The sequence below is a fragment of the Paenibacillus sp. JT31N11 genome (assembly GCF_056269285.1).
On the sequence record NZ_JBWDNQ010000009.1, the window covers coordinates 276392 to 289124 of the forward strand.

Genomic DNA, 12733 nt, shown 5'->3' on the forward strand with positions numbered 1-12733 from the left:
CTATCAGTCAGATAGCTGCAGACCGCTTATTTCTTCACCTTGGCATACCATTCCTGTGCGCGCTTGGTGACTGTCTCACCGCCAGCTTTATTCCAGCGGTCTACAAACTCGTCAAATTTCTCCAGCGGCCATTCTCCAATGACGATCTTCGTCAGATACTCCTGGAACAGCTTGTGTGATTGAATATCCGGGAAGCCTTCATACACCGTATTCGGCAATCCATCGCCTGCGATCCGGTGCGCGTCAGCCGTGCTGACAGTGAAGATATCCTGAACCATCTTCTGCATGTCTTCCGGAATCGTCTCCTTAATCCGGATGTCCATATCCTCTTTCGTCGTCAGATTGCGCATCCCCAGCGCGATCGGGCGGCTGTCCTCTGGCGGAAGCACAACCTTCTTGCCATTTACGACTTCATGCTGCTGTCCCTCGATGCCAAAGCGAATGAATTCATCATTGGCTTGATCATAGAAGAAATCGAGCAGCTTAAGGGAATATTCCGCTTTATCCTTTGCGACAGTCGGGATCATCCACTCCGGCTCACCCATGCTCTTCTGCGTAACGAATCCTTCAAAACCCTCTGCCTTCGGCATCGGCATGCCGACGACATAAGCATCCGGCGCACCCTTGAGCATCGCAGTATAACGATCCCGGAGGTTGGCGGGAAGATGATACCAGCTTCCAACCAGATTATTGTTGATTTTGGCCTGCCAAACATCGCCTTTGTTCAGGAATGTCTCATTGTCCAACAGCTTCTCTTCGTAAAGCTCACGAATATAAGCGATAGCAGCCTTCATATTTTTCGTAACGCCAGCGTATTGAATTTCACCTTCATAGACATCCCATTCCGGAACGCCTTCCCACATCGCGACACCATAAATGCCGAACAGGTGGTCCATCCACTTGCCGAACTCGCGGCCCGTGGTAGGCAGCTCATCCGCTTTGCCATTGCCGTTCGGGTCCTTATCCCGGAATGCCCGCAGTACTTCCTTATACTCCTCTGTTGTTTTCGGCATAGACAATCCTACCTTATCAAGCCAATCCTGACGGATCATCGGCGCCCGCTCGGGAACAAGAAATACCTTGGGCACGTAATAGATGTGGCCGTCCGGGGAAGCCGACCGTACGATATCCCATGCTTCTTCCGGAATGTTTTTCCAAACATTAGGCGCATACTTAGGCAGCAGATCATCGAGCGGCAAAGCACCGCCTTGCTTGATCAGCGTCTGCTCTACGCCTCCAATCGGGCGCAATATGTCAGGCAGATCATCGGACGCAATCATCAGATTCAGAAATTCTGTCGGCTCCGAGCCCGGGGCTGTCGTGATCAGCTCATATACGACGCCCGTCTTCTCTTCCACATATTTCACATGCTCATTATTACTGTCGGGAATGGTCCCTACGCCCATATGGCTTTTGAATACCTTCACTGTAACAGGCTTGTCCTTCTCCTCATTCCCCCCCGAAACTTCCGGCTTTTCTCCGCTGTTAGAGCAACCGGCAACGAGCGAAATTACAAGCAGCGACGCCAAGACGGATCCTTTGACTGACTTTCCAAATACATGCTTCATCATGATTTCAGCCTCCCTTATACATTTATAAAAGCTATATATCAAGCCGGCGAACCGGCTTCATAACCTCCCGCGATAAGACGAGCTACTCTTTCAAGGACCCGAGCATAGACCCCTTTACAAAATATTTTTGCAAATAAGGGTATACGAGAACAATCGGTATGGTGGCGAATAAGATTGTAGCCGCTTTCAAGGTTGTCGTATTGAAATCGTAATCACCCAGAACCAGATTGACTGCCGCCAGCTCCTCCGGCGAAGTCAGATAAGCGCGAAGCTTCGTTTGCAGCGGCCATTTCTCCGGGTCGCGAATGAACAGCACCGCCCGTTGAAAGGTATTCCAATAACCAACTGCATAAAACAGGCTTACGGTCGCCATCACCGGCTTCGAGAGCGGCAAATAAATCCGGATTAACAGACCGGCCTCATTGCAGCCATCGATTCGTGCAGAATCATCAAGCTCTTTTGGGATGCCCATAAAGAAGGTACGGATAATGATCATATTGAACGTGCCGATCACCCCGGGCAAAATGAGCGACCACAACGAGTTCATCAGGCCCAGCTCGCGTACCGTCAGAAAGAAAGGGATCATCGGTGCATTGAAGATCATCGTAATGATAATGCCGAGCATGATCGGCTTACGCAAGAGAAACTGCCGATGCGACAGCGGATACGCCGTCAGCACCGAGAACAGCATACTCAGTAAAGTACCCGCCACCGTAATATACACGGTGATGCCAAACGACGTCCACAGCCCCCTGTTCTGCAAAATGTGCGACCAGGATGCCGTCGTGAATTCAACGGGAAACAGGAACACCAGCTTGGAATCCGCAGCGATTGGCGAACTGAAGGATACGGCCAGCAGCTGAATAAGCGGCAGCAGCATCGTCGCCGCGGCTGCGATCAGAAATGCATAGTTGATTAATTGGAATAGTTGATCTCCTTTGGTCTGTTTCATTACCACAACCCCTGTTCTGTTTTTCGGGCCATCCGGTTAAATATCCACAAGAGGATGAAGCCAATCCCCGACTGGAATAATCCGATTGCTGTCGTTACGCTATACTGCCCCTGCAGCACCCCTGCCCGGTATACATACGTCTCGATAATATCTCCGACCGAATATGTCATCGGCGTCAATAAATTATAGATCTGATCAAATCCAAGCTCCAGGAAATTGCCGATATTCAGCAGAAACAGCACCAGTATGGTTGGGAACATCGTAGGCAGCGTAATATGGAACGTCTGCTTCCACCGGTTTGCTCCGTCCATGACAGCCGCTTCATACAGGCTCGGATTAATGCCGGCAATGGCAGCCAGGTAGATGATCGTTCCCCAGCCCACATCCTTCCAAATGCCGGATATGACGACGATCGTGCGGAAATATCGCTGCTCCTGCATGAACAGGATCGTATCCAATCCGAACCAGCCGCGCATCATATTGAGGACGCCCTGACTTGACAGCAATTCGAATACGATGCCCCCAACGACGACCCAGGATAAAAAGTGCGGGAGATAGAATAAACTTTGCATCACCCGCTTGGCCAGCATCACCCTGACTTCATTAAATAGAAGAGCGAGGATGATCGGAGCCGGAAAACCGAATACAAGCTGATAAAAGGCGATTGTCGCCGTATTCCTCATAACTAGATAAAAGTCTCTATACGTGAAAATAAATTTGAAGTTGTCCAATCCGACCCATGAGCTTGAGAGCATGCCTTTGAAAATCTGGTAGTCCTGAAACGCGATGACGCTTCCGGCCAGCGGTAAATACTTAAATACAAGATAGTAGATGACGCCGGGCAGTATCATTACATAGAGCATCCAATATTTTCGCATATTTACGATGTAACGATTCCCGGTCAGGTTGAACCTTCCTGTCGGCGTACGGGTGGAGCCGGGCTCCAATGGATTGTGCACTTTGGCCATCATGAACCTCCTTCGCTTCTTGTACCGCCATCTTACCTGTTCAAGAGCCCCCATAACAATTGATCATTTCTCCATGTGATGAACAAATCCATGATTTCGCCCAATTTGGAAGATTCGCGCATTCAAACTGCAATAAGGGGATGAGCAAATGCTGATAACCACTGGCGGATGCTCTTCTTAAATAAACGTAAAAAAGCCGCAGCAGCAAGGCTTCAGCGGATTGGTTGATGCTGTGGCGGATTGGTTGGTAATGAGAGCCGCCTTGGGGAATTGCGACATAAGGCTAATGATGAATGGAATGGCAAGCATCCAGAAAAAAGTGGCCGTACAGAACTTTTCTAGTTCTGACTGCCACTTTTTATCGGCTATGCCTGTAGAGACTCGCTGCCAAGTTACTCTTAGCTTATCGGACCATTAGCTGCAGTGTAATGCCGTTAATTTTTATAATTCAGGCCAGGGTAATAATGATCATCGAATGTTTTGCCTTGCCATGCAAAGAAGTTATCGAATAATTTCTTTGCAGCAGGCTCCAGCTTCTCGTCCAGCCTCATTTCATCATACCATTCTTTGAATTGATTCAGCCGTTTGGTTCCTACCTCATAATCCGAGCTTGCTATGATGTAATGCAGGGTACGCCTTTTCGTGCTGGAGGCCGCTTTTCCCCGGTGCAGTACCGCGGCATGCATAAACATGGCGTCTCCAGGCTCAAGCGTGCATATCAGTTGATTCGCAATATCCTCTACGCTGCGGTATTTCGTATCTTCCTCTTCTGTCAAAGGCCGAAGATGAGACCCGGGCACAAGACGAAAACTTTCATCATGGTACAATGCGGTGTTGAATTGAATATAGGCCTGTGTCCCGTCCTCCGAGTAGATGTCCTTCGGACCGTCCCGATGCCAGCCTAAATCATAGTTTGCGCGGATTGGAGACCAGATGGCCTTCAGCCCGCTGATGCGAAGATCGTCGCCAAGGATACTGCCTAATGAGGTTAACAGCTTCCTGTTGTTTAAATAATCCGTAAACGCGGGCTCATACAAATCGGGATGCAGCAGGAAGTCGCAGCCCCAGCATTCTTTATCGTTTCCTTGAATGAGACGGGTATTATACTTCTCACGGCCGGGGTGCGCACGGACCTTCTCTACCATACGTTCGTAGGCTTCCCTGTATTCGGGAAGCTTCGTATGGGGAATCACATCCTTCACAACAGTATATCCTTCAGAATAGAATTGCTTGATTTGCGAATCTGCCAGCATGTTTGAAAGCTCCCTTCGATTCCCGAATGTTTATTCCTTATAAGGCAAGTTGGGATACCATTCGTCGTTTATCGTCCTGCCTTCCCAGTTCAAGAAATTGCGGAAGAGCTTCCTGGCCGTGGGAGCCAATTGATCGTCCAGGCGCAGTTCCCCGTACCAGCCTTTGAACTGCTTTAACAGCGCTGTCCCGATGGGCAGATCCGTCCGTGCCAGAATATAGTGGAAGGTTCTGCGCATATCGGTGCGCGGCGATTTCCCCCTGTGCAGTACCATCGAATGCATGAACAGCACGTCGCCGGGTTCCAGGACACAAACCAGCTGTCCCGGCAAATCGTCAACGCCTACTCGCACCTGCGCAAGCTCCGCGTCCGTCAGCGGTCTGCGATGCGAACCCGGAACAAGCCGGAAGCTGTCGTCGCGGTATAAGGCCGTATTGAATTGAAGATGCTTCTGGGAGCCGTCCTCGGAGTAAATCTCCTTGAGTCCGTCCCGATGCCAGAAGAGATCGTAATCCACTCTCTCAGGGGACCAAAGCGCCTTCAGCCCTTCCACGCGGAGATCGCTCTCCAGAATGCTGGACAATGAGGAGAGCAGCTTCTCATTGTTAAGATAATCGGTAAACGCGGGCTCGTATAGATCGGGGTGCAGCAGAAAGTCGCAGCCCCAGCTTTCCAATTCACTGATCGCGTTCGGGTTCTTCCTGTCGATATTCTTGACAAGACGCGTATTATAACGCTCCCGGCTGGGATTGGCGCGAACCTTTGTTACCATGCGTTCAAAGGCTTCACGATATTTTGGGAGCTCCCCCTGCGGTATGACATCTTTGACGATGCAGTAGCCTTCTTCGTACCATTGATCCAATTGTTCTTTAGTCAGCATATTTTGCGTTCTCCCCCTACTGTTTGGATTTCACGAAAGCATCCAGCTGCGCTTTCAATTCCTGGTCGATTTTCTCGAAGCCCGCCTTCATAGCCTGATCTTTGAATTCAGCCAAGGTTTCTTCAACGTTGCTGACCAAACCGAGATCCAGAAGAGGACCGTACTTCGCTTCAAGCGACATGAAGGTGGCCAGCTCGGATTTGACTTTGGCCGGATCGAATTTAAAGCCCTCCGTAACCGGATGGACGGTTTTCGGTACCCAGGCTTCCTGCATTTGCGCGACTGCGGGATTTTCACCCACAAGCGTACGCAGGTTTTCCGAATTGTTTACGCCCCAGGTCCCGTTCTGTCCGCCTTTAAACTTGTCAAAATCAGGACCCGGTTTATACTTGTCATCGCCCTCCGCGATCCAGTGCTTGCCCTCTACCCCATAGATAAAGAGTTCATTGTAGGCTTTGTCGAACTTCAGCTTATCGAGCAGTATAAAGCTGCGTTCGACATTCTGGGAGGTATAGGCAACCGCCATGCCATCATTCGTATACAATCCCAATTGTTTAATAGAGTCGGGTGTAACATCATAAATTTCAGGCTTCCATTCCGGATGCTCCTGAAGGACCTTATCCGCAGAAACGGCCAGAGTGCCGATATTCCATACCATGGATGCGGAAGTGCCGCTCTCAAACGCATCCCTTGCTTCCGTTTTATTGACGAGCGCGTTCTTGGACCAGTAGCCGGAATCTGCCCAGGATTTCATCTTCTTCGCCCAATCCGGATAATCCGGCTGAAAGAAATTGTAGCTCACTTTATCGGCCGAGAACGGCTCGCCTTCTTTGTATAAATAGGAGAACTCTCCAACCCCGACCATCGTCGTATATACGGTCACATTGTTGCGCGCCTGGCCGAAGGTGATGCTTTTGGAATCGTTGTCAAGCGAATTGGCAAGCGGGAATATGCCTTTTTCATTTGCCGCAACCGCCTTATAGTAATTCTCCAAATCATTGACCGACTTAAGCTCCGCAATGCCATATTTCTCCCTCAAATCTCCCCTGATCAGAACGGCGGATTCTCCGGTGTATGTCGCGTTGCTGCGCGGAACAAAGTACAGTTTGCCGTTAAGCCTGCCTTGATCCAATGATACTTTGTCTTGTTTTTCCGCCGTGAGCGGCAAGTACTTCTCCAGGATATCGTCCGTTACTTCTACGAATGCCCCTTTGGCGGCTTCTTGCTGGTAAAGCGCCCAATCCGACGTATAGATCAGATCCACATTCTCGCCGGATGCCAGAATCAGCGGATACTTCTGCTGCCAGTCGCTCCATGGCAAATATTCGATTGTCATTTCCGCATTTAAATCCCGCAGGATCAATTTGTTCAATTCCGCCAGGACGACATCGCCATCCGCAGGCTTGTCGCCCAGCAGATACATCTTTAAATTGACTTTCTTCGAAAGATCAACGCCGCTGGCTGATTGCCCCCCTTCCGCCGGTTGATTGCCGTTGCCCGATTTCCCGTTCGCGGGCGGCGATTTTCCGGAATTATCGCCGCTGCCAGTGCAAGCGGTCATTAAAGAAATCAAAAACAACATAATCACCAATACGGTCTTGCGCGTCTTTGAAATCCTTTTCATCTTTACGGCCTCCTATTGGATTCATGATAGATGAATGGTAATGCCGGTATTACCCTTTGACCGCCCCGATGGTCAAACCCTTCACAAAATATTTCTGAACAAAGGGATAGAGCAGAAAGATCGGTCCCGTAACAATAATCGTAAGTGCCATCTTGATGGATTCTGTCGGGAAGGAATCAACCACCATGCCGGATGCCGCCATGACCATGCGCAGCGATTCGATGCTGGCCAGCAGATTATAGAGCAGGTATTGAAGCGTGTAGAGCTTCGGGTCGGATATGAAGATCAAGCTCGCGAACCAGTCATTCCAATAGAACAATGATGTAAATAACCCGATTGTAACGATAACCGGTGTAGATAACGGAATGATAAGCTGCATGAATATGCGGAAATCTCCGGCTCCATCCATTTTGGCTGATTCCGTGATTTCATGGGGCACGCTCATCATAAAGCCTTTCACGAGCAGAATGTTCCATACGGAAATCAATGTCGGCACGAATAGGGCAAGCAACTGATTTTTCATGCCCAAATATTTAATGCAGAGAATGTACCACGGCACAAGTCCCCCATTAAACAGCATTGTGAAGAAGAAGTAGAAGGAAAAGTAATTACGCCATTTGAAATCCTTGCGGTGAAGGACATAACCGGTCATGGTGTTGAGAAAAACCGCGAGTCCCGTACCTGCAATCGTGACGAACAAAGTAACCCCGTAAGCCCGGATAATAATCCATGGATTCTGGAATACGAAACGGTAAGCCTCCATGGAGAAATCCCTGGGGAATAGAGTAAACCCGTTCGTTTGAATGTATCGCTCGCTCGTTAACGATGAAGAGATCACCATAATAAACGGAATGATGCAAAGCACCGCGAATATGGTGACTAAGGTATAGCCAACCGCATTGAAGATAAGCTGATCTTTCGTCTTCACTCTCACATGAGCAGCCTCCTAGAACAGCGCATAATCCTTGTTCGCCTTTTTCACAATTGAATTCGTGATCAGAATCGTGATGAAGCACATAACGGATTGGTAGAAGCCCGCCGCCGATGCCATGCCGATATCCCCCGTGTTCACCAGCGCCCGGAATACGAAGGTATCGATGATATCCGTTGCATCGAATAACGCGCCGTTATTGCCGACCAGATTATAGAACAGTCCGAAATCCCCCCTGAAAATTTGACCGATGGCAAGCAAGGTAAGGATCATTATGGTTGGGAAGATGGATGGGATTGTAATATGAAAGGTCTTCTTAAAGATATTCGCTCCATCGATTTCGGCGCTTTCGTAGATTTGCTGATCGATTCCGACGATTGCCGCGAGATATATGACCGTACCGTAGCCGACAATTTTCCAGGCGTTGAAGAAGACCAGGAGATACTTCCATAATTCCGGCGTGTTGTAGACGTTGACAGGTTCCATGCCAATGCCTGTCAATATGCCGTTCAGGATGCCGTGCTCGAAGTTCAGCAAATTGTAAACGATCGAGGCTACAACGACCCATGAAATAAAGAACGGTAAAAACATCGCCGACTGCACCATTTTCTTATAGCGCTTACCGGCTATTTCGCTCAAAATGATGGCAAAGCCAACCTGGAGGATGATCGTCGAGAACATAAAAACGAGGTTATATAAAACCGTGTTGCGCGTGACCAGAAGAGCCTGCCCTGATTTAAAAAAGAACAAAAAGTTATCCAGTCCCACCCAGGGACTGTTAAAGATGCCCAGACGGTAGTCGAACTGTTTAAACGCCATCACCAAACCGATCATCGGGAAATAAGCGAACACAAGGATCAGGAGAAACGCCGGCAACAGCATCAATAGCAGCGTTTTGTCCTTTTTTAATGTTTTCCATAAGCCCCAGCGTCTGTCGCGCCGAGTTGACAACGCTTTCATATTTGGATTTTCAACTTGAGCAATCTGGGCTTCGTTATCCACCTCTTTCCCTCCAATGCTCTTAATGTCATGTAACTGCTACTATCGTAACAATGATACCAGAACGGGTAAATCGTATTATTCATTGAATAAGGGTAAATTCTTTCGGCATTGCTTATGCATCCAGCCGTCTCATCAGCATTCCGTCAGATCCATGGAACGGACAGCCGGAATATGGATTTCAACCGTTGTTTCGACGCCCTCAACGCTTCGGAACACCAATCCGTACGCATCCCCGAAGCGCTGCGAAATACGCAGCTTAACGTTCTTTACCCCATACCCGCTTCCCGAGCCGCTTAATGTCTCCCCCCTGGCAATCCCCAGCAGCTGTTCTTCTTTCATTCCGATGCCGTCATCTTTGACGCAGATAATAAGGTCCGAGCCTTCTTTTCTCCCCGTCACCACTATCTCCCCCGTTCGGCTCGCCCGTTCCAGAATACCGTGATAGATCGCATTCTCTACAATCGGCTGCAGCGTAATTTTGGGAATGATATATGCCATCACATCTTCATGCACATCGATGCGGAATGAAATTTTGTTCTCGAACCGCATGTTCTGGATTTCCATATAGAAGGATATATGACTAAGCTCGTCACGAATCGTTATCATATCCTTCCCGTTATTCAGGCTGAGCTTGTAGAATCTGCTTAGCGCTTTAATGATGCGATGGATATCCTTCTGCATCCCCCTGGCAGCCATCCAATTGATCAGATCCAGTGTATTGTATAGAAAATGGGGATTGATCTGGGATTGTAAAGCCTTTAGTTCGGCATTCTTCACCTCCTGTCCCAATTTGAACTGCTCCTGGTTCATCTGCTCGATGCGGTGGATCATCAAATTGTAGGTGTGAACCAGTTCACCGATCTCGTCCTTACCTCCCATTCGGTTCAATGCGACCAAGCCGCCTTTCTCAATGTTCCGTAAACGTCTTATTAGTTGGGATATTCGCCGCGTAATTGAATGCGCGAGCCAGAAGGCGAACAGGTAAGCGATTGTCGCGATGGCAACGACCCAAAGATACAAATCGTATTTGAGCTTTGCGCTCCCGGAAACGATTTCTTGCAAGGGGATTGACGTGACCATTGCCCAGTGCGAGGACGGAATCGAATGGTACAGATAATAGCGGTCGCCGATATGAACCGATGCCGATTGGAATTCCGAATCCGGCACAGGCAGGTTTGGCAGGTGAATTAAATCGGTATCGGAGACGGATGAGACAATAATCCGGTCGTCCGATGATACCAAATAACTGACGCTATCCTTGACTACATTGGCACCGTTAAGAATCGTCTGGATCGTGGTGTTATCGATCTCAAGGCTTACGCGGGCAACCGGCAGCAAATAATTGTTGGAATGGCGAATGTAACGAGTCAGATAAATGTGTCCATCGCTGGTTCCCGTTTCATATCCCAATTCCGACGGGGTACACCATAGGTAGGCCATCTTCTCTGTTTTCATTTTTCGCAGGCATTCGGAGTCCGGTCCCAAGACCAGGGGGTAGAAGTTTTGATGATCCGAGGCATAAATAAGGTCATCCGGCACGTATAGAGCGACCCGTGACACATCTTTGTTCTGCAATGCGCGCAAAAATTGTTTCAATGAAGTATAATCGTCCAACTGCCGGTTTACGGTGGATCGCGCCGAATCTTCCATCGCCTGGACGACCGGTCCATTGACCACGATTACATCCGTCGTTTCTGCCATTTTATCCAGCTTGTAGCTGAGGAATGAGAATGTCTGCTCGAATCCCTGCTTGGCCGAGTAATAAATATGCTGCTCCAGCAAGCCGGACATTTTATCCGAAGCAAGCCACTGAAACAGCCCGAGCGGGATGACGATCAGGACAAGATAGGATAGCAATATTTTGTGGCTCAGCTTCATGTCATACAAGAGTTTGTGATATAGGCTCCGCATAGGCTTCATATTAATCCTTCCCTGTATTCCGTAGGCGTCATGCCAACCATCTTGCGGAATACCTTGGCAAAATAATTGCTGTTGCTGTAGCCGACAAGCACAGCGATTTGCTGGATCGTCAGCTTGGAATCAGACATGAGGGATTTGGCTTTATTAATGCGGTATTCGGTTAAATAACCGTTGATTGTTTGATTCGTGTGCAGCTTAAACAAGCTGCACAAGTATGCCGGAGTCAAAAAAGTATGTCCGCATATTTTTTGAATGGACAGCGCTTCGTCCGCGTATGAAGCCTGGATATAACGGATCACTTCCCTGACGATCCGCCTCGTTCCTTTCTGCTTTTGAAACTCGTCGAAGTGGCGATGGAGCGTCTCCAGTGCGTAGTCGACGATGTCGTGAAGCGATACAAAGCGATTGAGAATGTCCCAATACAGCGAATGGTCCGTTTCATGGCCGCACCACTTCTCATTGTCTTCAAAGAGTGGCGTAAGCAGCTTGAAGAAATAATACTTCGTCGATTCGACTGGCGTCTGGTCATGCAGCCTTAGATCGACCGCCAAATCGACAAGTATTTGTTCTGCTTTGGATTGCTTCTCCAAGGCGATGCAATCCGCGAAAATACCAGGTATGGAAGGATCGAAGACGATCACGGGGGTCATTTCCGTCCGTGTCAACACGGAACCGCTTGCGTGGTAAAAAGAAGCAGGGAGCAGCGAGTTTGCTTGTTTATACGACTGGAAAATTTGCTCCATTTCACCGACTGGATCCCCGCAGGCAACGGTCAGATGGAGCTGCTCCGAATTCGCCGCAGACAGCAGTTCGGCAAAGGCCTCGAGCACACTTATGGAAATCGGTGACTGCATGTTTAACAGATGGCATACCATGGCCGAGCCATCCTTCAAAACGGACAGGCATTCGTAGCCTTTCCCGATGAAAAACGCCTCTGCCTCACGATTAATCCGCAAGCGTATCGACATCCATTCCGAATCCGTCCAGCCGCTTTGGCGGGGATCGAATCTTACGATGACCGTCTGACAAAAACCTCGCCTCGGCAATGCAAGTCCAGCCGTGCGCGCCCTGGCCAGAAGATGCTCAATATCGGATTTGCCGGTCATGAGCTGCGACGCAATTTCCGCCTTAATCAGCGGGATGCTCTCAAGCAATGTACGGTTCAGCTCGGAAACACGCTGCTTGTTCAACTGTTCTTCCAGCCTGAGATTGACGGCCGTTTGCAGGGCTTCTTTCAGCTCGTCAAAATCGATCGGCTTTTCAATATAGTTAAGCGCTTTCAATTGTATGGCCGATTTTAAATATTCCTTGTCTGTAAATCCGCTCATGAATATGATCTTGCAGTCCGGCAGCAGGATCCGGACTCTGGCCGCAAATTCAATTCCGTCCATGAGCGGCATGCGCACGTCCGTCAAGATAATATCCGGCTGAAAGGCGTCCAGCTTTTCGATTGCGGTGATTCCGGAGTCCGCAAGCTCGATCTGTTGAATAGACAGCCCGCCCTCGATACTTCCCGCGATTCCCTCTCTCGTCATTTTCTCATCGTCGACAACCAACAGCTTCAAGCTTCTCCCCCCTTATTTTGGAGAACTCAGGCTAACCTGCGAAACTTCTGCTGCGGACTGTAAATAAC

The 12733-nt window shown here is 49.1% G+C and carries 10 protein-coding genes; all 10 read right to left on the reverse strand.

The genetic code is table 11. The features are described 5' to 3' along the window. Positions 1-26: 26 nt before the first annotated feature. The 10 genes from AC0YNV_RS27315 to AC0YNV_RS27360 all read right to left on the reverse strand — a co-directional run bounded on the left by AC0YNV_RS27315 (position 27) and on the right by AC0YNV_RS27360 (position 12665). Positions 27-1568, reverse strand: coding sequence for an extracellular solute-binding protein (locus AC0YNV_RS27315; protein WP_475770894.1), 1542 nt, complete (start codon positions 1566-1568; stop codon positions 27-29). Positions 1569-1653: 85 nt separating this feature from the next. After that, positions 1654-2523 (reverse strand): carbohydrate ABC transporter permease, encoded by an 870-nt coding sequence (locus tag AC0YNV_RS27320; protein WP_475770861.1) that lies wholly within the window; start codon positions 2521-2523, stop codon positions 1654-1656. Further along, on the reverse strand, positions 2523-3401 hold the full coding sequence (locus AC0YNV_RS27325; RefSeq protein ID WP_379113669.1) for an ABC transporter permease: 879 nt from the start codon (positions 3399-3401) through the stop codon (positions 2523-2525). The genes AC0YNV_RS27320 and AC0YNV_RS27325 overlap by 1 nt, the downstream gene beginning before the upstream one ends. A 524-nt stretch (positions 3402-3925) precedes the next feature. Further along, positions 3926-4744 (reverse strand): phytanoyl-CoA dioxygenase family protein, encoded by an 819-nt coding sequence (locus tag AC0YNV_RS27330; RefSeq protein WP_475770862.1) that lies wholly within the window; start codon positions 4742-4744, stop codon positions 3926-3928. 30 nt (positions 4745-4774) lie between these two features. Beyond that, complete coding sequence (locus AC0YNV_RS27335; protein ID WP_475770863.1) at positions 4775-5623, reverse strand: phytanoyl-CoA dioxygenase family protein; 849 nt, start codon at positions 5621-5623, stop codon at positions 4775-4777. A gap of 16 nt (positions 5624-5639) precedes the next feature. Continuing rightward, positions 5640-7247: a DUF3502 domain-containing protein gene (locus AC0YNV_RS27340; protein WP_475770864.1), complete on the reverse strand. Its 1608-nt coding sequence runs from the start codon at positions 7245-7247 to the stop codon at positions 5640-5642. Between the two features lie 49 nt (positions 7248-7296). Beyond that, positions 7297-8181: a carbohydrate ABC transporter permease gene (locus AC0YNV_RS27345; protein WP_379113657.1), complete on the reverse strand. Its 885-nt coding sequence runs from the start codon at positions 8179-8181 to the stop codon at positions 7297-7299. A 12-nt stretch (positions 8182-8193) separates the two neighbouring features. Then, the gene (locus tag AC0YNV_RS27350) at positions 8194-9180 is read right to left on the reverse strand and encodes an ABC transporter permease (RefSeq protein ID WP_475770865.1); all 987 of its coding nucleotides are present in this window, start codon (positions 9178-9180) and stop codon (positions 8194-8196) included. A gap of 132 nt (positions 9181-9312) precedes the next feature. Beyond that, the gene (locus AC0YNV_RS27355; RefSeq protein WP_475770866.1) at positions 9313-11100 is read right to left on the reverse strand and encodes a cache domain-containing sensor histidine kinase; all 1788 of its coding nucleotides are present in this window, start codon (positions 11098-11100) and stop codon (positions 9313-9315) included. Further along, positions 11097-12665: a response regulator gene (locus AC0YNV_RS27360; protein WP_475770867.1), complete on the reverse strand. Its 1569-nt coding sequence runs from the start codon at positions 12663-12665 to the stop codon at positions 11097-11099. Before AC0YNV_RS27360 ends, AC0YNV_RS27355 begins: the two co-directional genes overlap by 4 nt. Positions 12666-12733 lie beyond the last annotated feature (68 nt).